The sequence below is a fragment of the Spirosoma daeguense genome (genome assembly GCF_054776875.1).
Genome location: NZ_BAAHBF010000010.1, coordinates 24964 through 48004, shown reverse-complemented (window position 1 = coordinate 48004; position 23041 = coordinate 24964). Strand labels below are relative to the sequence as shown.

Here is a 23041-nt window from a genome sequence, read left to right as displayed (position 1 = left end):
TTCATGCTGGTCTGTTTTGTTATTGCCCATTAATTTGCCACTACGTTACGTACAACATCAATCATGGAGCATTTCGATTACCTTCCTATTTTAGTAAAATCTCTCAGGCGATTGTGGTTACGTAGTATCGTTCTGGTGCTTATTGGCTTACCAGCTTATGCGCACTTGGGCAACCTGTCGGGGACGGTTTTTGACCAGACAACGAAACTACCGCTACGGGGTGTCACCGTCCAGTTGACAGGACTTGGCAAAGCGACTGTAACCAACGAACTAGGCCAATATCGGTTTCAGAATTTAGTAGCGGCTCCTTACAAAATTGAACTATCGCACGTTGGTTTTCAAACGCAGCTTATCAACGTAACGGTGCTTGATGACAAGACCATTACCATTTCAACGGAAATGGTTTCGGCTTCGGTTGAGTTACGCGAAATAGTGGTTTCCTCGCAACGAGCACACGACCAGCAACTTATCAGTAGTGTCGATATTAAACTCCGGCCTATTGTCAATTCGCAGGAAATTCTTCGTATGGTGCCGGGTCTGTTTATCGGGCAACATGCAGGGGGCGGTAAAGCCGAACAGATTTTTTTGCGCGGCTTCGATCTGGATCATGGCACTGACATCCGCCTGACTGTCGATGGAATGCCCGTCAATATGGTTTCGCACGCCCATGGACAGGGTTACGCCGATTTACATTTTGTGATTCCCGAACTGGTAGAAGGCGTTGATTTCAAAAAAGGGGCCTATCAGACCGACAAAGGCAATCTCACCACGGCTGGATGGGTCGATTTTCGAACCCGCATCGCCCTTGACCGTTCGTTCGCGAAACTAGAGGTTGGTCAATATGGTACGTATCGGGCTGTGGCTGGCATTGATCTGTTAGGGCAAAAAGGCCGGGACAAAAATCAGTCGGCCTACGTAGCATCGGAGTACTCGTATACCAATTCGTATTTCGATAATCCACAGAATTTCAAGCGCGTAAACGTAGTGGGCAAATACCACGGTCATCTGTCGCCCAACACCAATCTGACCCTAACCGGTACTACGTTCTGGAGTAAATGGAATCATTCGGGGCAGATTCCCGACCGGGCGGTTGAATCGGGATCAGTAGGCTTTTTCGGTTCGGTCGACCCTACCGAAGGGGGCGAAACAAGCCGCACCAATGCCAATATTCAGTTAGTGACCGTTACATCCCGAAACCACACGATTAAGAATCAGTTTTTCTACAGCAACTACAATTTTGAGTTATATTCAAATTTTACTTTTTTCAAGGAAGACTCGCTCAATGGCGACCAGATTCGTCAGAAAGAAAGCCGAAATCTAGTTGGATACAATGGTAGTTTTTCGACCGAAAACGCTATCGGTAAAACGAATTGGACAACAACAGTAGGCGCGCAATATCGTCAGGATATCACCAAAAATACAGAGCTATCACACACAAAGAATCGGACCGAAATCCTGAATCCAATTCAACTGGGCAATATCAACGAAATTAACGCGTCTGTTTACGCCGATGAACTCATTCAACTTTCCAGTCGCTTCACGCTCAACGCCGGGGTCCGACTCGATTATTTCCGTAGTCAATACGTAGATTTACTCACTACGTCGCCCTTGCCGAAACGCGCCAACCAGACCATCGTATCGCCTAAGCTGAATTTGTACTATACTGCGAATCGCCACGTACAATTCTACTTGAATACAGGTCGAGGATTTCACTCAAACGATGCACGAGTAGTAACAGCACAAAATGGTCGGGAAATTTTACCTGCGGCCTACGGTTCCGATTTAGGGGTTATTTTCAAGCCCTTTCCTAAACTACTTATCAATGCCGCAGCCTGGTATCTGTGGCTCCAACAGGAGTTTGTGTACGTGGGCGACGAGGGCGTGGTGGAACCTAGCGGGCGTTCGCGACGGCAAGGTATCGACGTATCCGTACGTTATCAACTCACAAAAACCCTTTTTGCCGACCTTGATGTCAACACGGCCAAACCCCGTGCTATCGACGCAGAACCGAGGCAAAATTATCTACCGTTGGCGCCTACCTTTACGTCGGTGGGCGGCTTGTCGCTTCAGAATACTGGCGCCTGGAGTGGCTCGATACGGTATCGCTATCTGGCTAACCGGCCTGCAAATGAAGACAATTCGATTGTGGCACAAGGTTATTTCGTGACTGATTTACAGTTGAACTACGCCAGGCGTTCCTATTCTGTTGGCTTATCGGTTCAGAATCTGCTTAACACGCGCTGGAAAGAAACTCAGTTTGCTACTGAAAGCCGTTTACGAGGTGAAGCCGCTCCAGTTGATGAAATTCACTTTACACCCGGCACACCATTTTTCGCCCGACTGAGTTTTACCTACTTCTGGTAATAAACCAACGTAGTGAAGAAGACTTTTTGATCTTTAACTGCTGTAACTGGAAAGCTGTGTTTAATACACTGTTGGTCAAACCCCTAGTAGCCATGTTCCTGAAGTGCCTTAATCCAACTGGTAAAGTTTACTGAGCCAGCAAGAAGGTGTTGATTAGTATTTGTTTTTGCGAAAGCTCAGCTATTTGTTAACCTGAGTAGATTATATATGATAAATGCTGTTTCTAAGCTGGGAAACCGTACTATACTGGTAGAGTTTGACACATACTAAAAAGATTCATTCTCAAAAAAATGCTAGTTATCCACTAATAGAGATTTGGAATAAATAGAGCCGGAATACTTGAAGTAATCCGGCTCTACTATGTTATGCTGTTTTCTGACTCGTTTATTGCGACTACTTAACGGCAAGAAGTTCGATTTGTTCAATTACAGGGGGAACACTCAACAAGGCATCGGCATTAGCCATCAGTGCTTTGGCAATCTCGCCGGTTAAGTGAGCCTGCCGCGCGTCTTCAGTCCCGAACGTATCGAAAATACCGAACGTATTTTCATTCAGTTTAAACGCGTACCAACGTATAGTACCCTCTTCCTGCTGAGCCATCGCCAATGCTTCTTTAAGGAAGTTTTCGACGGTAGATTCTAGACCTGGTTTGGCTTGAACACGAGCGAGCAATGCTAATTTTTCCATGAATTTTGGTTTTGAGGAATGGTAATTATTGAAATTGAGTGTTGATTAAATGTGAACCGCTCTTAACCGAAAGTGGTGAATATCCCTAATTAAGAGCTTATGCAGCTTTTGCATGGCTGTCCGTATTCGGGTTTTTACCGTACCCAAAGGAATAGATAAGTGGTCAGCAATTTCCTGCTGAGTCAACTCTTTGTAATACGTTAGCTCAACGACTTGTCGTAATGGTGGGCGCAGATTATTTAACAGTGACTTGTCCAATAGTCTATCTGTAAACGTAGGGGTGTGTGCAACTTCGACCTGCTGGATAAGATAGTTATCAAATTTTTGCTTCTGCTTTAGTTCTCGTAGCTCATCAAAAACCAGATTACGGGTTAAGGTAACAAGCCAGGTAAAGAGCTTGCCTTTTTCGGGATTAAACTGGTCGATGTTTGTCCAGATTTTGATAAAAGCATCATGCAATAAGTCTTGAGCTAATTCTTTATCATGAACAAGCCGCAAAATAATCCCATAAAGTGCAGGCGAATACGCATCATAAAGCTGATGGAAAGCTGACTGACTTTTTGCTTGTAAGTCTTTTACTAGTTGCAGTTCTGTAGCAGAAATCATCATCAGGTTGCTAATAGTTAGTGGATTGTCCTAAAACGGAGCTGCTATGAAAACTGCTTGAGGGATATGGTTTTCATAACGTTGAGTGTCTGCGTCTGGCATACCTACGCAACAAGGCCAAACCGAGATTTTCTAATTTGATGAACCTGCTTAAACGTAGATAGTTATGGCAACTCAAAAATTTGAGGTTGAATATATTAAGCGGTAGTCATCTATTAAGCACAACTACAGTAACAGCTCATAAGCCACCAACTGATTATGTCCTACAGTAATCTCAAAAAATGCTCCTCACTGAGACGAATTAATCCGAAATCGAACAAAGGGAATAACATTATCCCAACAGAAGGTGTCAGCCTGGTTTCTTTATTTCTAGGCAAACCAAGGAAAGAGCGCGAAGGCAATCTGGTCACTCGGCAGGGGAATGGAAGATTGTTTCGGACTATTTAGTGAATGAATGGTCGTTTTACAACCTGAAAACGGATCGAACTCAATACAGGATATGGCCGGAAAAGAGCTACAGCGTATTAAGAAAACAGAGGCTATTTATACGGCCTGGGCAAAGCGGGCATGAGTGATTCCAGTTGAGACGAAATATTTCAAAAGTAAGTGGATGAACTTGCTGCTTCTCTTCGTCATCCCTATAAAGTTTGTGAGTAACCAGTAACTGCTCACAAACTTTATAGGGATAAGATTTACACGAGTACAACTACAGAACAGCAAGAGTGTAGTTTAGTCCCAGATTGATTATTTCTGGAGCTCCGGTGCAGGAAAGGTGCGGAGTGGACTATACCGTTTGTAGCTTTCAAAGATTTCTCCATTGCCGCCCATTCGAGGATCCTGTGTTTCCCTCAGGTAAGCCTTTAGCCGGGTACTCAGATTCTGCTGGATTTTCTGTGACTCCTTTTTCCCAGCCAGATTGGTTAAGCAATACGGATCATTTACAATATCGTAGAGTTCTTCCTCGGGTCGCTTGTCAACTGCCCAGTGAAAATAAGGAGCTACTTGCGGATCTTGACGATTTCGGAAAACATAGGATTGGTTAAACTCATCAATGTCAAAATAACCGTTATCCATGCGCCCCAGATTACCTTGAGCATCATACACCTGTGGATCACCCGCTGGCCACCGGTCGGGTTTTACGTTCCAGATATACAAATGAGTACGGGTTCGAATGCATCGTTGCGGGTACCCTAAATTATTCCAGCGGGACGACGAATGCCGCTCGCGGGATGCGTACACCGCATCCCGGCTTTTATCCACAATTCCCTGCCGTGAGCTGGTCAGAATGTTCAGTAAACTGTGCCCCCTAATCTCGCCCCGAGTATAAGCAATGCCAGCCGCTTCCAGGAACGTTGGGGCCAGGTCGATCAGGCTTACCGGGTCCGTTACAGTTCGGTTACCCTTCGCCCGGTTCCCCCACCGAATCGCCAGCGGCATATGGATACCATATTCATAGGCATTCGCTTTAGCCCTTGGAAAAGGCATCCCGTTGTCGGCTGTTACCACGATCAGGGTATTATCCAGTTCGCCCGTTTCTTCCAACAGCTTAATCATTCGATCCAGATGGTTGTCGTACCATTGAATCTCGTAGAGATAATCCAATATGTCGGATCGAACGTCCGGATGGTCGGGCAGAAAACCAGGTACTTTCACCTGGGTAATATCCATCCCGCTTTTCTTCCCAATACCTGTCGAATACGGTCGGTGCGGTTCCTGGGCACCGAACCAGAAGCAGAACGGTTGTCCGACGGGCCTAGCAGCCAGAAATTTTTTAAAATTGGCGGCATAATCGTTGGTGCTGATGCCTTTAGGGGCTTCCATGGTTTGCTCCTGAAACGCGGGGCCCACCGGATTCCGGCTGCGACCGGACGCTTTAAAATTCCCCGGCCCCCAGCCTTTGCCTGTAAATCCTATGTAATAACCTGACTGCTCCAGCCGATCTGGGTATGTTTTCAAGTCTGATGGAAATGAACTGTCGTGGGTACCGGCATGCTCCAACTGCCAGCAGTTTTTCCCGGTCAGAATAGCCGCCCGGGACGGGCTGCAACCCGGTGAGGCCGAAAACGCATTCGTAAACAAGACTCCTTCGCGGGCAATACGGTCGAACGCCGGGGTCTTAACGGCGTTGTAGCCATACGCCGAAGCATGTGGATACGATTGATCATCCGCAATGACAAAAAGAATATTCGGCTTTTTGTCAGCAATTGACGGATTCGCCTGACCGAGTCGGTCCGAAAAAAGACTTCTGCCGGACAATAGAAAAACGGAGACCGTAACCACCAAACCAGTTTTGAGGGTGGTTTTCAACTTACTGCTATTGTTCATGATTAACGCTTTGCATAGCCCGGATTCTGTTCCAGAACGGCACCGGTATTCCGCTCGATCTCGCTGTAGGGAATGGGAAAAAGATTGTTATGGGGCTCAACGTCAACTCCAAATTTGGCCGCTGTTGGGTGGCCGTTGCAATATTTTTTGGTGCGTTCGTAAAGCAATCCCAACCGGTTTAGGGTCAGTCGTCGCTTCTCCTCAACACCCAATTCCCGCATGCGCTCATCCAGAATATAATCGATGGTGACCCTTCCGGCGGTTACTGGTTTAGCGTTGGCCCGGGCGCGAACCACATTAATGTCGGCAGCTGCGCTAGCGGCATCGCCTTTCCCAAGATAGGCTTCGGCTCGCAGTAAATAGGTTTCCGCCAGGCGGATAAAGTACTGATCGCTATAGGTGGTACCTGCCGCTGAACCATTTAGGGTTTTTAAAACTGGATCAATAAAAAGCTCGGCCGGATGTTGGCCCGGCGTTGTCACTTTCGACTGATAGGGGTAGAAATTTCGAATGGTATCATCCAGGGTTCGGCGGAAGGTCGCTCGGAACTCCGAGAGTTTTTTGCCGTACCAGATGGACGCCGGATTGTTGAATTTAACATCCCGGACAAAATTGTATTCCGAGTTTCGCATATCATTCCAGTCCTCCTGCCAGATGCCATAGTTGAGATGGTTTGTTCCCCTCAATCGGCCAATGCCCCGGCCACCGGTATAATCCGAAACGGCCAGTTGTAAAAATGGATAAACACCCGTAGGATCTTTATAGGTAAAGCTATAGGGCCGGGGAGAATGGTCCCGTTCCAGCATGGGTCCAGCCAGTGCCGAGGACCGCACAACACCTCCCAGGACGTCCACTTCATATTGGAAAACCCAGATGCCTTCGGTATTACCCGCACTTCGATTCTGGTTATACCGACGGAAAAGGTCCCAGTAGACATCCCCTGGTTCTTTTGCCAGCGAACCGAATCGTTGTTTCATCAGCGCCAGATTTGGATTGGCAATGACCGCAGTTGCAGCTTTCACTGCATCATCATACCGCTTCAAACACAGATACGTTTCGGCCAGCAGGTGATTAGCCGCTGGTCCCGATACCTTGCCGTCTTTTACCTGGTTGATATTAGGTAGGTTCGCTGCGGCAAACTCCAAGTCGGTCGCTGCCTGCTGGTATACCTGCTCCCGGCTCGAACGCGTGTAATTCGTTTTGGGCGAGCTGACTTCTTCCAGTTCAATCGGCACTCCGCCGTATAACTGAGCTAGATTTCGGAAGGCGAGTCCTCTGAACAGGCGGGTTTCTGCCTCTACGGCAGTTTTTTCGGTTTGGCTCAGGGATGCTTTTTGCATCCGGTTGAGAATGATATTGGCACTCGAAATGATCTTATAGTACTGTTGCCAGTGAAATAGAACCAGATCGGATATGGGGGTTAACGTAGCGGGATAGCTGCCAAACCGCTCATTCAACTGCTGCGCGCCATTATAGCCGATATCCGTACCATATGTATAATCCAGCGGACGGAATTCTCCACTCGACAGAGTTCCCCGGGTCAGGTCATATAGGGAATTGATGGCGGAATTGAAATCGCCGATGGTTTTGAATGAGGTTTCAGGGCTGGCAAAATCCAGTGGTACTTCTTTTAGTATCTCCTTTTCATCACAACTGGCCAACAGGAAGGTAAGGAGCACCAAGACTTTATAAATTGAGGGTATTGATTTCATCACAAGAAAAGTTAGGGGTTAAAAACGTACATCCAGTCCCACGGAAATACCCTGCATAATTGGTCGCCCGTTCACTAATAAGCCGTCTCCGGTTTCTGGGTCCCAACCCTGCCAGTTGGTCCAGGTAGCCAGATTTTTTCCACTTACAAATACCTTGACGCCCTGCATGCCAATCTTTTTTGTTAATGCTTGATCAAGCGCATACGACAGCGTAACGTCCTGCAGCCGGACAAAACTACGGTCGCCATAATAGTTGTATTCGATGGCTGCGCCCTGATCAAGTGCCCGGTAACGCGCATCGGGATTGGAAGGTGTCCAGTAGTCGAATTCTTTCCAGAAATTATTCCGTCGGATGTTGTCCCCAACTCCTAATGCGGTGGGCATATTCAGCTTGCGGTATCCGTCTCTCCCCCCTTGAATGGAATTGATGAAAAATCGTAGGGTAAAATTGCGATAGCTGAATTCGTTCAGGATACCGAAATTATAGGCCGGTTCAGTGCGTCCCCGAATGACCCGGTCGTTCGCATCGGTAAAACCATCCCCGTTTTGATCGATAATCCGGTGCGTCCCCACAAAGTAACCCTTTGGTACTTCTTCACCGATCTGGATAATACCACCCGTTTCGTAATCATAAATCGCCCCAATGGATTTCCCGATAAATAATCCATTGGCCACTAAATCGTCTTCAACGCCATTCTGGTCATTATCCTGACCAAGCAGCGATACGATCCGGTTACGGTTGGCAGCCAGATTAACATTGACCGTCCAGTTGAGATTTTTGCCGGTAATCGCCTTACCGTTCAGGATAAATTCAACGCCCCGGTTGGCAATGTTGCCGACATTCGAGATAATTTGGTTAAATCCCGTCACAACCGGAATATTCACGTTGAAGATCAGGTTGCTGGTGGTGGTTCGGTAATAGTCAACACTGCCGGAAATCCGGTTCTTTACCAGCGAAAAGTCAAGCCCAAAGTTGAATCCCGTCGTTGTTTCCCACGATAGGTTGGGATTAGCGAGCGAAGTAATCTGCTGGCCGAATGCAGTCGAACCGCCGTCCCCAAACACATAGGCCGGGTAAATATTCGTCCGGGCCAGCGACGAGTATCGATTGACCAGGTTGCCATTTGTCCCGTACGACCCCCTTAATTTGAGCAGATTGATCGTGCTTACTTTTAGAAAGTCTTCCTGACTCAACACCCACCCAAAACCGATAGAGGGGAATAAGGCGGTTTTTTTGTTTTCGGCAAAGCCGGAAAAGCCGTCCTGGCGCAACGTAGCCGTGAGTAAATATTTGTAGTTAAACTCATAGTTGATACGCCCCATCTGATACAGATAGCTTTCCTTCCAGGCAGCAGACGTAATTCGTTGGATCGTGGCTTGGCTCAGGTCATTATAGCCCAGCTGAAGATTGTTGAAATTGGTACCGGTAGCATTGGATTCTTCATAATTTCTGGATCGACGACCAGCCACCAGGGTGACATCAATACTATGCACATTCTTGAACGTCTTTTTATAGTTGACGATGTTATCAAACGTCCAGTCGTAGGAGTTGGAATTGATCTTGTAGGCTTCTCCAGTCCCCCCATTCGAATAAGGATTGCTGCTGTAATGCCGGTCCCAGGCGTAATTATGGCCGTAGTTAAGCCGATACGTTAATCCTTTTACAAACGGTACGTTGATGTTTGCGTAGAAGTTACCGAAGAGGCTATTCTGTTTATCAAAATCATCGGCCAGCGCAACCAAAAAGGGATTCGTTACGTTGGTGCCCAGCGGATTTTGAATGTACTTCCCGGTTGCGTCGGTAGGCGTCACAAGAGGAGACATGATCGAGATGCCACCCAGGCTTGGCGAAATACCGGAATAGTCAGAAAAGGAGCCGAACGTCTGCGCACCTACTTTTAACCAGCTCAGGATGGTATTTTCCACATTGATCCGGGTGGTAATGCGCTTGAATTTATCATTGAGGATAAAACCTTTCTGATCGGTGTACCCGCCCGATAGAAAGTAGGACCAGTCCTGGCTCGATCCGGTTACGCTCAGGTTATGCGCGGTGATAAAACCGGGGTTGGTGGTGTTGCCCCACCAGTCGTAGTTTGTCCCGTTAGCATATCCCTCTCGAATAGGAGGATCGCTAATGTAATTCTGGATATTGTAGGCAGGATTAGGCTTCGTATAATCCGGCGCCAGAAACGCGTTTTTCCAGTCCTGATCGGCCAATTTGGCAATATACCCGTCGCGGTCGAATAGGGTCAGCGATTTCACCGGGTTTTGCGTGGTGTAGCTGCCGGAGTAATTAAAAATCGGCTTGGCATTCTTTTTGCCCCCTTTGGTGGTGATCAGGATGACGCCATTGGCAGCCTGTGCCCCATAGATCGCCATACTACTGGGGTCTTTTAGTACGTCGACCGATTCAATATCGGCTGGGTTCAGATCGCTTAAATTGCCGGTGTAGATGATCCCATCCACGACCAGGAGAACATTCTGGTTTCCATTAATCGTCGTTCGGCCTCGAATGGATATGGTTGGATTTTGTCCGGCTGTGCTAACCTGACCAATGTTTAGACCCGGTACCGTGCCCTGTAAGGACTGCGCAATATTAACGTTAGGCGATTCGCGAAATGCCTCAATATCCGCTCGGACAACGGAACCTGTCAAATCACTTTTTTTCTGGGTACCGTAACCAACCACGATCACTTCAGACAGGAGTTTATCATCGGGTACCAGTTGAATATCAACCGTATTTCGATTCCCAATCGTGACTTCCTGGGGCGTATAGCCAACCAGCGAAAAAACGAGTATATGGGTAGTCTCCTCGGGCAGACTCAGCCGGTAGCTTCCGTCCACATCGGTTGTTGTTCCCCGGTTTGTGCCTTTGAGCAGGACATTGACACCAGGCATAGCCTCATTTTTTTCATCCGTTACTCTACCCTGGATGGTGATCTCAATGGGTTTACTGGCCAGCAAATCATCAGGATTGGGAAGGGAAGACGTTGGGCTGCTCATTTTCAAAATGATTCGATCATTAACCACCTGATAGGAAATTTGTTCCGGTTGAAACAACACATCCAATACGTCCGAAAGTGATTTGTTGGTCAATGATAGGGACACCTTCCGCTGCACGGGCAGTGATCGTGGGCTATATACGAATTTCACATGGGCAATCGACTCCAGCTGAGACAGGACCGTTTTGATTTCCTTTTGATTAACGGTCAGATCGACCTTCTGAGTCAGGATTTCCTGGGCGCTAACCGAGTGGCCGTAGGTATACCCTACCGCGATGATTGTTAGCATAAATTGAAAAAAGGAAACTTTCATTAGGGTACCTAAGGGCGTTAGGATTTTTCTTCTTTTTTGCATTGCTTTGCCTTTGTTGAATTGGGAAAATTTGACAATAAACCCCCGCTTCATTTGAGAAAATGAATTTTTCGAGACGGAAACGAAATTGCGGGGAGCGTAATTGGCCGGATGTGTTGGAAGCATATCCGGCTTTTTGACTAAAAAAAGCTACATCATTCGCATTAATGGTTAGGTGAAACGGGTTTAAAGGGAACACATTCGCCACCTGTCATGAGAATAGTAGTCCCGTTGAATTCGGTCGTTGAGTTTAACAACGCATTGATGACTTCCAGTTTTGCAAACAAGGATTCGTTCGGCAGATTAGCGGTTATTGGGCAATCACCGATGGATTCATTAACGAGGGTGATGTCAACCCCATAAGCCTTCTCCAGCTTTTTGATCACTGTACTCAAGGGAGTTTCCTCAAAGGCGAAGGCATCCGGTTTACTAAACTCCGGTGAAGGGTCGACCAGAATTGGATTATCCACCAGTCCGGTAACGTAACGATCTTTGAGGGATTGATATGTAACCTTTTCGTTGGGCGTTAACACGACGCCATTGGACTGCTTTTCGGTAGTCGATTTGTGTTCCTCAGATGTTTCAACACGAACTCTACCGGTTTTGACGGCCACCTCTATATCGCCCGATTTTTCATTTTTCCGGATCGTAAAACTAGTTCCCAATACCTTGGTGACAATGGATTCGCTGTAGACCCAAAACGGCTTTTGGGGATTCCTGGCAATCTCAAAGAACCCATTGCCGACCAGGTAAACAATTCGTCGATTTCCGTTAAACAGCTGGGAGTAATAGAGTGATGCCTTTGGCTCCAGCGTTACCTGACTACCGTCTGACAGCTGAACACGTTTCGGGCCACCTGAGGTATTTTCCAGAAGAGTCAACGCATCGATTTGCTCGGTAGTTAATCCCTTTAGAGCAACTTGATGTGAATGAGAGAAGGTTGATATGAAATAAAGAGAACCTACCAGTAGAACGATCGAGGCTGCCATGGCATATCGAATTCGATTTCGTGTCCACCAATTGGGTGCTGATTGCTTTAAGCTGGCAGGATAAGGATTAGTTTTTGCCTGGATTTGCTGCCATAATTTGTCTTCCAGTAACCGTTTTTCAGCAACCGTTTTTTCCACCAACTTATCCTGATCAATGGATTCATACCAGTAATCCATAACCCGTTTCTCTTCTCGGGAAGCTGAATTATCAATGTATCGCTGGAGTATTCTAAGGAATCCTTTTGTGTACTTATACATCCTTTGACGAAGATTTGCCGATCTGAAGCCTTCTACTCAATATGTAGACTGTGGCGTATAGGTACCGCAAATGGGTCAAAAGATTCTCTAAAAGTTTATATTAAATCATTAAAATTGAGCAATTTTTCTCTTTTAAATACAATATTTGTATAAATACGACTAAGAGTAGACGTTATAGATTTGAAAGCAAGATTGACAGGGTATAGACAATAAAGTCTTTCAAATAGCTACGCATCGTGCGCAGGGCCTGGGTGATGTGGTATTCAATGGTTCGTTCGGGAATTTGTAGCAGATCCGCTATCTCTTTAGCAGACCTTCCTTCTAAGCGGTTCAATCGGAAAATTTCCTGCGTTTTGGCCGGTAATTGGTCAATTCCGGTTAAAATGGCCTCACTTAGGTCCTTTAAAGCCAACTGTTCTTCAGTATGGGTATCCGTGTCCAGATTAAAACGCTGCTTACTATCTTGGTACGCCTGACGCACGAACTTGGCTTTCAGGTAGTCTAGAAGCTGATACTTGACCGCTTTATAAAGAAACTTACTAATATCTTGAATGAGTAATAGCTCCCGCCTTTCCCACAAATCGACAAAAATGTCCTGAACAATTTCTTCGGCATCCTCTTCGGTAAGGACTTTCCGTCTAGCCACCTCGTATAGCTTAAACCAGTACCGCTGATAGATCTCCTGAAAAGCCTGTTGGTCACCTGTTCCTAAGCGCTCCAACAGGATAGCATCAGATACGTTAGTGGCCTCCATAAGTGTAGTTATATCGAGTTTAGCCAAGCTTTACCAAGGAATTAAATCACAAATATATCTGTAAATATTTCAACTTAATTCCCTGCCCCTTCCTACTTCCTGTTTCGTTATACTAGTCAAAAGCTGTTTTTAGTTGGTTTCAGTTAGTATTTGGATAGCAGCTACGTCCAAATTGAGTTTGCCTTAGTGGAATTGTTTGGCAACGGTCGCCCAGTACCATTTGGCAAATGGTGAGTTTAGCCTATTGAATGAGTGTTCGTTATAGTACAATTCTTATGACTATATCGAAATTAGTAAAGGGGGGGCACACGCCTATTGATTTATCCGTTCCACTAATCCCTCCTAATTGGTGTTTAATGGCGCAGCGAGCCAGAAATTGTTAACTAGCTAAACTCTATGGGCTTCTCGTAAAACGCTAGTTACCTAGTAATCGAAATTTGGAATAAATAGAGCCGAAATACATGAAGTAATCCGGCTCTAAAGTGTTTTGCTGTTTTCTGACTCGATAATAGCGATTACTTAACGGCTAGCAGTTCGATTTGTTCAATTACAGGGGGAGCACTCAACAAGGCATTGGCATTAGCCATCAGTGCTTTAGCAATCTCGCCGGTTAAGTGAGCCTGCCGCGCGTCTTCAGTCCCGAACGTATCGAAAATACCGAATGTATTTTCATTCAGTTTGAAAGCGTACCAACGTATAGTACCCTCTTCCTGCTGAGCCATCACCAATGCCTCTTTTAGGAAGTTTTCGACGGTAGATTCCAGACCTGGCTTGGCTTGAACACGAGCGAGCAAGGCTAACTTTTCCATGAATTTTGGTTTTGAGGAATGGTAATTATTGAAATTGAGTATTGATTAAGTGTAAACCACTCTTAAGCGATAGTGGTGAATGTCCTGAATCAATATCTTGTGCAGTTTTTGCATAGCTGACCGTATCCGAGTTTTAACTGTACCTAGTGGAATGGCCAATTGATCTGCAATTTCCTGTTGAGTCAACTCTTTGTAATACGTTAACTCAACCACCTGCCGTAGATTGGGACGTAGTAGATTTAACAACGATTTATCTAAAATTTTATCCGGGAAAGTACCCGAATGTGAAATTTCTCCACGCTGAAGAAGAAAACTATCACATTTTTGCTTTTGCTTTTGGATACGTAGCTCATCAAGAACAACGTTACGGGTTAACGTAACAAGCCAGGTAAATAGCCGTCCCTTCTCAGCGTTAAAATGGCCAATGTTTGTCCAAATCTTTATAAATGCATCTTGCAATAAATCCTGCGCTAACTCTTCTTCTTTCACGAGCCGGAAAATAATGCCATATAGTGCAGGTGAATAGGCATCATAAAGTTGATGGAAAGCAGACTGTTTTTTAGCCTGTAAGTCCTTTACTAGTTGCTGTTCTGTAGCAGAAATCATAATCAGGTTGTCAATTATTAGTGGATTGTCTTGAAGAGGTACTGTTATGAAAACTGCTTAAGTAATGTGGTTTTCATAACGTTACGTACGCAACTCCGCCAAGCATAGATTTTCTAACTTGATTAACCTGCTTAACCGTAGATGGTTATACCAACTCAAAAATTTGAGGTTGAATATATTAAGCGGTAGTCATTTATTAAGCACAACAACAGTGACACCTCTTCAGCCGCTAAATGTTTGTGTATCTGTAGTCATCTCAAAAAAAGCTCCCACATAAGCGAAAGAATATTCTTGAATTTACGCCTTTGAACGGGATGTTTCTTGTGGCATTACTCAGCATTATAGTATCGTTTCAATTGGTTGAGATTGGCCTCCGAAAAATCCAAATAGGAGAGTTTACTCGTATACATTCCTAGTACAAAGCACTCCACAAACTGATGACTTTCTTTTTTGAGAAGGTAGCCTCGCTACCCGATGATTTACGCAACTTTCCGCCGATCAGTCTTCCTGTGCCAGACGTTGGGCATCGATCGTTCTTCGTTGCTGATCTAATCTATCTAAAAGCACAGGGCAGCTATACACAGTTCAACTGGCTTGATGAACCTTCCTTCCAATTAGCACACCCACTAAAATACCATCATAATAAATTGCCCGCTCATTGGTTTCTGCGGCTTCACCGAAATTATGTTGTCAATCGCCGATTTATTGAGCAGTTATACAGTAGTCGAACGGGACTCTGGGCGCATCTGTCAACGGGCCTTTCTTTGCCCATAGCCCGCCGTCGCTGGCGGGAGGTGTGTCAGATCATGCTGGGCGATGTTCCCGTTAGTCGTTCCCTTCAGGCCTCTTTCCATACATCTTAAAGCTTACTCGTAGGCGGAGTATCTTTCTTACACTTCTCCGTGAGCAGTAGGAGTGAGCCCAAAGGCCTCTGGAAACTAATCTAAGGTTTTTCTAATCTTTCCTATAAGCCTGGCTCCTAACTTGCGCATAAAAAAGCCCTTTTAACTTACTGGAAAGGCTTCCAGTAAGTTAAAAGGGCACTTATCCTCTGGTATGATTACAACGCTGGTTGCCCTGTTCTTGCTGGGTTATCTGCTCATTACGTTAGAGCATCCCATCCGAATCAATAAAACCGCTACGGCCCTTATCACCGGAATCATTTGTTGGACTGTGTATATTCTCGCAGCTCCTAGTCCTGATCCTGTTCTGGAAGCACTCAGTCATCATCTAGCTGAGATTGCCCAAATTCTGTTCTTTTTACTGGGAGCCATGACCATTGTCGAATTGATCGATATTCATGGCGGGTTCATCATCATTACGGACCGCATTGCTACCCGAAATCCTCGCGTCCTGATGTGGCTTATTTGCGGTCTGACATTCGTTTTGTCAGCCTTGCTGGATAATCTGGCATCCGCTTTGGTGATGGTCTCAGTGACCCGTAATCTGGTTCGGCAACCAGCGCAACGTAAACTGATCGCCGGTATGATCATCATTGCCGCCAATGCGGGAGGAGCCTGGTCGCCAATCGGTGATGTGACCACCACCATGCTTTGGATCGGAGGACAAGTGACAACGGTTACGATTATGGGCCAATTATTCTTGCCCAGCCTCGTTTGCCTACTGGTACCTCTGATTATCTTGAGTTTCACGCTCAAGTCTGACGACGCAAAACAGGATGGCAAGGATCATAAATATCCTAGCCGTCCCTATATTGACCCCGTTGCCCGACGGGACCGACGCGTCATGTTTGCGGCTGGTTTATCCGCCATTATTATGGTACCTATCTTCAAATCAATTACCCATTTACCCCCCTATATGGCCATCTTATTAGCGCTGGGTCTGGTGTGGGTTGTTTCTGAGTTCATTCATGCTGACAAAGATGAGCAGGACCGACAACGCTTTTCGGTCGCTCATGCGCTGAGTAAAATTGATGTCCCGAGTATCTTGTTCTTTCTGGGTATTCTGTTGGCAGTTGGTGCGCTGGAATCAGTGGGTATATTAGAACAGGTAGCTACCGCCCTCAATGAATCGGTGGGCAATCTAGATGTGATCGTGGGCATTATTGGCGTTGTTTCGGCGATTGTCGACAATGTGCCTATTGTGGCGGCTGCGATGGGCATGTATGACCTGGCCTCTTACCCACCCGATCATAAGTTGTGGGAGTTTTTGGCCTACTGTGCCGGAACAGGTGGCAGTTTATTGGTGATTGGCTCGGCTGCAGGTGTAGCGGTTATGGGTATGGAACGGCTTGAATTTGGTTGGTATCTTCGTCGGATCAGTGGGCTAGCCCTGCTGGGTTATGTAGCCGGTGCACTCACTTATTTAGGCGTTTATGCCTTGAGCCACTAACGGAATATTACTGGACGTGTAGCTTTATGTAGAATCGACCATCGCTCCTCCTCACTAAGAACGAGAACCGTTCATTACCGTAAAGACATCGACGAATACGTTTCATGGACCGTTTGCTCGCAGGAGAATTGAATATCGTTACGGGCAAGTACGCATCATTCGTTCGTAAAATTGAGTAGAGAGCACGCCCATTTTCTCCAGAAAATCAGCGTCGCTTTCCGGCGATTTGTATTTCTTACGTAGGGTTTGTACCTCATTTTTATATTGTTGCCAGTTCTGACGCTGGGCCGGAATACAGTTCATTTTTCGCTTGATTGCCAGCTTGTCTTCGGCAGAGGCACCACTTCGATTGAGCTGATCCAGTTCAATTTCCAGTCTACGTTGTTGAATGTTCAGCTCAAGGTCGGCTAATCGATATTGGTCTTCTCCATTGCTCATTAGCTGTATCTGGGTACGGGTGGCTTCCGACGCGTCGTTGAACAGAGCCGTGTTGGCCATGCCTGCCGATAGTTGCTTCCGTATGTCGGCTTCCATACGGGCTTTTTCGGCCAATAATTCCCGCAGTCGGGCGTCCTCTTCCTGGCTGATTTCTTCCAGCTTTTCCTGCTGATGTTGAGCCTGTTCTTTCTGCGCTTCGGTTAATTTGTCAAGGATCAGATCGCCCATCGGCTTGTAAGAAGCGCCTGAAAACAAATGTGTTTTAGGGCGGAATTCAAAAAGCCGACAGCCTTTTGTGTTAGCGGCATCGTTAACCTGAAAAGCCAGATAAACATGATTGTTCATTGGGTTTCGGACTAAGCCCAGACCGCCCATGCCCGTTGCCAGATGAATACTTTTCAGGGGAGCGTGTTGACCCTCGGCAGGGCCAATGTCCTTCAGCCAGACTTGAATCTTGCCTTCATCGCTGGTGTAGTCGTACACATCCAGCGCGATGGGTGTCCGATTCCCGTTCAGCAGGGGGGCAGGCAACGTAGTGGTTTTAATTTTTCTTGCGTTTTGCCAGAACATCGTTCCTTCGTTCCAGGCATCGAATCGGGCCATGGTGGTGGTGTGCATTCCGTCGCCACTGGTGGCCTGCATCACGGGTTTGCCATGTTCGGCGCTGTTGGTGTACATCCGCTGAGTCATGTTGGGCATCCATGCCCAGAAATCCATTCTACTGTCCTGGTGCTGGCTTTCGGGTATCATCCGAGCAATATCGTCGCCGAAAATACCAACTACGCCATTCGTCATGTTCACATATTGGTAGAGCTCTCCCTGTTCACCCGACTGATCATCGGTACAGACAACACCCATAAAATGAGTAAAACGATACGTACCAGGCTGGTTGGGAATTGGATCTACGCGGGCTGCTACGGTCGGGCGGGTGAAATCAATTTCTCGAAAGCCTTTGCCCAGCTTGATGATGTCAATTTTTTGGGCCGTAGCGACCGATGTCAACAGCAGAAAGCTCAATGTCAGAAGTTTTTGCATGTTCCGTCAGGATTTAGGGCATTTGGCCAGTACCTCGGTCGCTAGTTTTTTTGCCAGAGCCTGATTCGCTTTCATGTCGGTACCGATTCGAGAAATGACCTGAAACGTGATTCGACCTTTCAGAACGATCAGCTGATGGCTGGTTAAATCCCACGTAGCCGCATCGCCTATACCAGCGATGGGCTCATAACCAGCATGGTTCATCACAACACCCGATACGGCTTTACCGGCGGCTTTGTCGCCGGGGCTTTTCTCGCTTAGTTTTTTCTCAATCAGTTCGGAGGCTTTCTGTTTTTCGGCTTCGGTGGCGGTACGGTAGAAATTTTTAAAGTAGTTCAGCGGATCGGGATGGTATTTCGGATTGACTTCATTGATCCAGCCGACGCCAATCCGATTGTCGTCGGGAAGATCTATGCTACGTCCCCCAATTGTTTGTTTCATCGTACGGCCACTGGTCCATACATATTCATACGTATCATATTTGGCGAATTTGGAGGCCGATTTGCGGTATTTCAGTTTCGCGTCCGACCAATTGCCGGTAACATGTTTCTGGATGGTTGCTTTGGGAAGAAGCTCGTCCAGGCGTGTCTGATAATCTAACAGACAGGATTGGGCGTTGCTACGTAGTAGGGACAGACTGCTCATCAACGTAGCGAACAGAAAGCGTTTTTTCATGGCGTATGAAATGGTAGAACGTATCATCCATACGTTGACTGGCAATGGACGATACTTAGTAGTGAACCGATTATCGTTTAATGAATTCGACCCGGCGGTTGCTGGCCTTGCCTTCCGGTGTTGTGTTGGGAGCGGCTGGCTCGGATTCGCCTTTGCCGTTGGTTTCCATCCGGCTTTCGTCGATACCAAATTCGTTGCTGAGTGCCGATTTAACAGCAGCCGCCCGACGTTTCGAGAGAGCCAGATTGCTGGTATCATCGCCGTCGGAGTCGGTGTGGCCAATGATGCTGACTTTAACGCCCTGATTTTCTTTGAGTACCGTGCCGATTTCTTTCAGAACGCCGAACGATTCGGGCTTAATTTTATCGGAATTAACATCGAATAGAATGCCAGTCGTACTGAATTTGCCCTCCGTACTGAGTTTAGAACGGGTATCGGGCGCACCCACCGCTACCCGAAGATTGCGGGCATAGGCCGTTCCGCTGTTGATGTAGGTCGCAAACAGGACCGAATACGTTACGTCGGCCAGAAAGGCTTTGGGGATATCCCAAACCTTCGTTTCATCAACGTAGACCTGAAGCCGGGTTTTCTGTTTCCATAACGAAATATGGTGAGGTACGCCGGTTGCCCAGGTTAAGGGCAAACTATTTTCCAGAACGCGTTCGTTGCTTTTGTCGATGACCCACACATGCGTATTGCCGCCGTCGTTGGTGGGGTGAATGTCGATAGAGGCTAGCGGCTGATTGTTAAAATGCTGATCGAATTTGAGGGTTCGTTCAGAACGGGTTGGAAAAAACACCTTTAGCCCGGACTGCATCTCACTAAAGTCTTCCGAAACCATCATGTCGAATTCCATCGTGACGTTTTCGGGTAACTCCGTAACGAATTCGGGATAAAAGATGCCATTGTTGGCAAACTGTAGCCATTTCCCCGATTGCCCGTCGATGGTGATGACTTCTCCGCTGGCATTTGTGTTCCACTTGGCCGGAAAATCGCCCACGGCATCCTGACTGAAATCCTCGATCGCAACAATTTTTTCACCTGGAACGAAATCGAACTTGCTGTAGGCTTTCAGCGATTTGGGCGCGGGCTTCGCTACGTTGGGTTTTGCTGTTGGTTTCGGATTTTCCTGAACGCTTTCTTCTGCATTGGCCGAAGGCTGATCAGTTTCTGTTGCGGGTTCATTTTTGGTTTTGGGCTGATCTTTTTTCGGTTTCTTCTTGAAAATAGTCCCGATTCCTTCTTCTAGTTTATCCAATCCGCGATTGATGCCCTGATCGATTTTCTGATTAGTGCGCCCTTCTACGTTACGTTCAACCGTTCGCTGAGGATTTTCGACCCGAACCTGCGCTGCCGCTACGTGGGCAGCCAGCATCAGGCAACCGAACCCGATTGCTTGCTTTTTCATACTCGATGGAAAGAGAAAGATAGTCTACGGGTAAAGATGACCATTCCTGATCTGGCGAATCCTGATCCGTTAATCAATAGCCCATATTGATTTGTGAGCAGGGCGTTTGAGTGAATCGAAGCGCTATGTAATGACTCAGATGGCGCTCTGAGTAAGTCAGATCCACTTTTGAGCTAGATTCGTTTTCAATCGTTGGCCATTTTGCGTAGCATTGGTATAAATCGGCAGCTTATGGTTCGAAGAGGGTTATTTACTCTAGTCCAGAAACTTTCTACTGACGGCTGGCTGGGCTTTATTGAACCAGGCATTACGTCGGCTGATATTATCGAGTTTCAGTATCGGAGCTGGATTCAGGGTGGGCTATTTTTCTTTATGATTTTCATGGGGTTGCTGTATAGCCGCTATCGTGCCCCGATCTACCGGTATTATTTTTTATACGTACTGGCCGCATCGATTTATACGCTCCTGAAAATGCGCGCCTACACGCCCCTGGGCAATTGGCTGAGCCAATATTCGTTCTTGCCTAATCAGTTTTCTGAAGCCGTGATCTGGTGCGGCATGGGGGCCTATCTGTTTTTTCTGCGCGAATTGCTTGATCTGCCGCAGCATCATGCACAAGCAGGTCGTTTGTTACGTCGAGTGGCCTGGCTTTGTATCGGTTATGGTGTTACGTATGCTGGGATTTGTGCGTTGGTCGATATTGCCTCGCTCAAAACCATTACGTTCTGGCTATCGCGGTTGATTCTGGTTCCGCTGCACATTGGCTTGCTGTTGTGGGTTGGGTTTCGGGGTCAGTCGCCCTTAAAAGTGTACGTACTGATCGGTAATGGGCTACTCCTTGTTACCAGCATACTGGCCTGGTTGCGAGCGGGTGAAGTGATTCTGAAAGGAGTAAAGCTGCCGGGTTCAGTAGACGATCTGATGCGTATTTCCTTCGGTGTTTTGCTGGAAATTCTGGTGTTTGCGCTTGCTCTGGCGTATCGTATTCAACTGCTGGATCAGGAGCGCGAAGCCAGTGGACGGGCCTACATTGCTCAGCTCGAAGAAAATCGTCAACTAATCGGTAAAGCCAATGTTGAGCTGGAAAAACAAGTGTCGGTAAAGACCGATGAAGTACTCGAAAACCAGCGATTGCTGGAGCTACAGCGCGAAACGCAGCTACGTACCAGCTTCGAAAAACGAATTGCTGAGCTGGAAATGCTGGCGTTACGTAGCCAGATGAATCCACATTTTCTGTTCAACAGCCTGAATGCGATTGAGTATCTGGTACTAAAAGGAAAGCCGAATGAGGCATCGCTGTATCTGTCCCGTTTTTCGCGGCTACTCCGTCTGATTCTGAACCACTCTCGAGAAGAAACGATCCCGCTTGCCGACGAATTGAAAGCACTGCAATTGTATCTGGATATTGAATCGACGCGTTTCGATGATAAATTTCGCTACGTGATCGAGGTCGATTCACTGGTTGATCCGGCCAGTCTGATTATTCCGCCCATGTTACTACAGCCATTTGCCGAAAATGCGATCTGGCACGGACTCATGCCCGGTTACCAGCATGATAAATGGCTGTCGATTCGGATTGGCCCAAATGAGCAAGGACAGATAGTTTTTGCTATAGAAGATAACGGTATTGGACGAGAGCAGGCACGCCAAACTAAGTCGATTACCCGCCAAAAGTCGTTTGGGCTGGATATTACTCAGCAGCGCGTTACATTGTTCAACCAGAATTATCCGTCGCAGATTGCGATTCAGATTATTGATATTCGGGCTGACTCCCGAACCGGTACGCTGGTTCGTATTACGTATCAGCCCGACGCTAAAACCGTTGTTTCTTAGGCTATTTATATGAAAGCTATTCTTGTTGACGATGAAACGTACGCCACCGAGCTACTGGAGCTCAAACTGCAGCATCTGGGCGTTGAGGTGCTGGCTAAATTTAACCAGCCCGAAGCCGCAATCGATTACATCCGGCTGGCTACGTTCGATATTCTGTTTCTGGACATTGAGATGCCCCGAATGAATGGCTTTCAGGTGTTGGAGCAATGTCCGGGTTTCCAGTTTGATGTCATTTTCACGACGGCCTACGATCAGTTTGCCATTCAGGCGTTTCAGGTCAGTGCGTTGAATTATTTACTGAAACCAATTCAGGTAGATGAATTGCAGCAGGCGCTATGGTCGTGGCAACAGCTGCAGGCGAAACATAGTCAGCGTTTGCAGCGGGTTAGCTTGCCGGACACGACGGCTGGTACGAAAAAAACACGTATCGCGCTCCCTGTTCAGGAAGGATACGAAATACTGGAAGTGTCCAGCATTATTCGCTGCATGGCTGACGCCAGCTACACGCGTTTTTATCTGAATGATGGACAAACGAGCCTGATTTGTCGGACACTCAAGGAAGTAGAATCATCGCTGGCGGGCCACGGATTTGTGCGAGTTCACCAGTCGCACCTGATTAATCCTGCTTATATACAGAAGATTGTTCGGCAGGAGGGCGGTTATCTGATCATGGCTGATAAATCACAGGTTCCCGTCGGCAAACCCAAACGCGATTGGTTGATTGAACAGTTTACTACGATTGAGCGATTATAATATGCTTCATGATTGCAAACAATCGCTAAGGAGTTTACATACTTTACTGATCAACCACTATGTGAAACTGTTATTAATCAATT

Annotated in this window: 17 protein-coding genes; 5 read left to right on the top strand and 12 right to left on the bottom strand. The window is 46.8% G+C overall.

The features are described from left to right. Positions 1-63: 63 nt before the first annotated feature. The gene (locus ACYVD4_RS27810) at positions 64-2364 is read left to right on the top strand and encodes a TonB-dependent receptor (protein ID WP_460951223.1); all 2301 of its coding nucleotides are present in this window, start codon (positions 64-66) and stop codon (positions 2362-2364) included. Positions 2365-2757: 393 nt separating this feature from the next. Here the strand turns inward: ACYVD4_RS27810 and ACYVD4_RS27805 are convergent, their stop codons facing one another. The 9 genes from ACYVD4_RS27805 to ACYVD4_RS27765 form a co-directional block, all read right to left on the bottom strand. Continuing rightward, a complete protein-coding gene (locus tag ACYVD4_RS27805) occupies positions 2758-3051 on the bottom strand; it encodes a putative quinol monooxygenase (RefSeq protein ID WP_460951222.1) in 294 nt (97 codons plus the stop codon). A 45-nt stretch (positions 3052-3096) separates the two neighbouring features. Beyond that, positions 3097-3660: an RNA polymerase sigma factor gene (locus ACYVD4_RS27800; protein WP_460951221.1), complete on the bottom strand. Its 564-nt coding sequence runs from the start codon at positions 3658-3660 to the stop codon at positions 3097-3099. A 741-nt stretch (positions 3661-4401) separates the two neighbouring features. Further along, on the bottom strand, positions 4402-5982 hold the full coding sequence (locus tag ACYVD4_RS27795; protein WP_460951219.1) for a sulfatase family protein: 1581 nt from the start codon (positions 5980-5982) through the stop codon (positions 4402-4404). A gap of 2 nt (positions 5983-5984) precedes the next feature. Beyond that, positions 5985-7694, bottom strand: a complete 1710-nt coding sequence (locus ACYVD4_RS27790) for a RagB/SusD family nutrient uptake outer membrane protein (RefSeq protein ID WP_460951217.1) — start codon at positions 7692-7694, stop codon at positions 5985-5987. Positions 7695-7712: 18 nt separating this feature from the next. Then, positions 7713-10985: a TonB-dependent receptor gene (locus ACYVD4_RS27785; protein ID WP_460951215.1), complete on the bottom strand. Its 3273-nt coding sequence runs from the start codon at positions 10983-10985 to the stop codon at positions 7713-7715. Between the two features lie 227 nt (positions 10986-11212). Continuing rightward, on the bottom strand, positions 11213-12214 hold the full coding sequence (locus ACYVD4_RS27780; protein ID WP_460951213.1) for a FecR family protein: 1002 nt from the start codon (positions 12212-12214) through the stop codon (positions 11213-11215). Positions 12215-12467: 253 nt separating this feature from the next. After that, entirely contained in the window at positions 12468-13076 is a 609-nt protein-coding gene (locus ACYVD4_RS27775) for an RNA polymerase sigma-70 factor (protein WP_460951211.1), read from the bottom strand. Positions 13077-13564: 488 nt separating this feature from the next. Beyond that, positions 13565-13858, bottom strand: a complete 294-nt coding sequence (locus ACYVD4_RS27770) for a putative quinol monooxygenase (RefSeq protein WP_460951209.1) — start codon at positions 13856-13858, stop codon at positions 13565-13567. Positions 13859-13903: 45 nt separating this feature from the next. Beyond that, a complete protein-coding gene (locus ACYVD4_RS27765) occupies positions 13904-14464 on the bottom strand; it encodes an RNA polymerase sigma factor (RefSeq protein WP_460951207.1) in 561 nt (186 codons plus the stop codon). A gap of 437 nt (positions 14465-14901) precedes the next feature. On the opposite strand from ACYVD4_RS27765, the gene ACYVD4_RS27760 reads away from it, so the two are divergent. Both ACYVD4_RS27760 and nhaD read left to right on the top strand, forming a co-directional pair. After that, positions 14902-15327, top strand: coding sequence for a LytTR family transcriptional regulator DNA-binding domain-containing protein (locus tag ACYVD4_RS27760; RefSeq protein WP_460951206.1), 426 nt, complete (start codon positions 14902-14904; stop codon positions 15325-15327). Positions 15328-15520: 193 nt separating this feature from the next. Then, positions 15521-16816 carry a sodium:proton antiporter NhaD gene (gene nhaD, locus ACYVD4_RS27755; RefSeq protein WP_460951204.1) on the top strand — a complete coding sequence of 432 codons (1296 nt, stop codon included), beginning with the start codon at positions 15521-15523 and terminating at the stop codon, positions 16814-16816. A gap of 138 nt (positions 16817-16954) precedes the next feature. Here the strand turns inward: nhaD and ACYVD4_RS27750 are convergent, their stop codons facing one another. From ACYVD4_RS27750 to ACYVD4_RS27740, 3 genes are all read right to left on the bottom strand, one after another. Beyond that, positions 16955-18289 (bottom strand): hypothetical protein, encoded by a 1335-nt coding sequence (locus ACYVD4_RS27750; protein ID WP_460951203.1) that lies wholly within the window; start codon positions 18287-18289, stop codon positions 16955-16957. Between the two features lie 6 nt (positions 18290-18295). Next, positions 18296-18964, bottom strand: coding sequence for a hypothetical protein (locus tag ACYVD4_RS27745; protein WP_460951202.1), 669 nt, complete (start codon positions 18962-18964; stop codon positions 18296-18298). Positions 18965-19034: 70 nt separating this feature from the next. After that, positions 19035-20372 (bottom strand): OmpA family protein, encoded by a 1338-nt coding sequence (locus tag ACYVD4_RS27740; protein ID WP_460951200.1) that lies wholly within the window; start codon positions 20370-20372, stop codon positions 19035-19037. 231 nt (positions 20373-20603) lie between these two features. On the opposite strand from ACYVD4_RS27740, the gene ACYVD4_RS27735 reads away from it, so the two are divergent. Together ACYVD4_RS27735 and ACYVD4_RS27730 are read left to right on the top strand one after the other, a co-directional pair. Then, a complete protein-coding gene (locus ACYVD4_RS27735; RefSeq protein WP_460951199.1) occupies positions 20604-22205 on the top strand; it encodes a histidine kinase in 1602 nt (533 codons plus the stop codon). A gap of 9 nt (positions 22206-22214) precedes the next feature. Continuing rightward, positions 22215-22958, top strand: coding sequence for a LytR/AlgR family response regulator transcription factor (locus tag ACYVD4_RS27730; protein ID WP_460951197.1), 744 nt, complete (start codon positions 22215-22217; stop codon positions 22956-22958). The last annotated feature ends 83 nt before the right edge of the window (positions 22959-23041 follow it).

Excerpts from the sequence above, each read along its gene's own strand:
- ACYVD4_RS27745 (WP_460951202.1), bottom strand. The coding sequence starts at position 18,964 with ATGAAAAAACGCTTTCTGTTCGCTACGTTGATGAGCAGTCTGTCCCTA.
- ACYVD4_RS27730 (WP_460951197.1), top strand. The coding sequence starts at position 22,215 with ATGAAAGCTATTCTTGTTGACGATGAAACGTACGCCACCGAGCTACTG.
- ACYVD4_RS27750 (WP_460951203.1), bottom strand. The coding sequence starts at position 18,289 with ATGCAAAAACTTCTGACATTGAGCTTTCTGCTGTTGACATCGGTCGCT.
- ACYVD4_RS27735 (WP_460951199.1), top strand. The coding sequence starts at position 20,604 with ATGGTTCGAAGAGGGTTATTTACTCTAGTCCAGAAACTTTCTACTGAC.
- ACYVD4_RS27810 (WP_460951223.1), top strand. The coding sequence starts at position 64 with ATGGAGCATTTCGATTACCTTCCTATTTTAGTAAAATCTCTCAGGCGA.
- ACYVD4_RS27740 (WP_460951200.1), bottom strand. The coding sequence starts at position 20,372 with ATGAAAAAGCAAGCAATCGGGTTCGGTTGCCTGATGCTGGCTGCCCAC.
- ACYVD4_RS27785 (WP_460951215.1), bottom strand. The coding sequence starts at position 10,985 with ATGCTAACAATCATCGCGGTAGGGTATACCTACGGCCACTCGGTTAGC.
- ACYVD4_RS27790 (WP_460951217.1), bottom strand. The coding sequence starts at position 7,694 with ATGAAATCAATACCCTCAATTTATAAAGTCTTGGTGCTCCTTACCTTC.
- ACYVD4_RS27770 (WP_460951209.1), bottom strand. The coding sequence starts at position 13,858 with ATGGAAAAGTTAGCCTTGCTCGCTCGTGTTCAAGCCAAGCCAGGTCTG.
- ACYVD4_RS27805 (WP_460951222.1), bottom strand. The coding sequence starts at position 3,051 with ATGGAAAAATTAGCATTGCTCGCTCGTGTTCAAGCCAAACCAGGTCTA.
- ACYVD4_RS27765 (WP_460951207.1), bottom strand. The coding sequence starts at position 14,464 with ATGATTTCTGCTACAGAACAGCAACTAGTAAAGGACTTACAGGCTAAA.
- nhaD (WP_460951204.1), top strand. The coding sequence starts at position 15,521 with ATGATTACAACGCTGGTTGCCCTGTTCTTGCTGGGTTATCTGCTCATT.
- ACYVD4_RS27760 (WP_460951206.1), top strand. The coding sequence starts at position 14,902 with ATGACTTTCTTTTTTGAGAAGGTAGCCTCGCTACCCGATGATTTACGC.
- ACYVD4_RS27780 (WP_460951213.1), bottom strand. The coding sequence starts at position 12,214 with ATGGATTACTGGTATGAATCCATTGATCAGGATAAGTTGGTGGAAAAA.
- ACYVD4_RS27795 (WP_460951219.1), bottom strand. The coding sequence starts at position 5,982 with ATGAACAATAGCAGTAAGTTGAAAACCACCCTCAAAACTGGTTTGGTG.
- ACYVD4_RS27800 (WP_460951221.1), bottom strand. The coding sequence starts at position 3,660 with ATGATGATTTCTGCTACAGAACTGCAACTAGTAAAAGACTTACAAGCA.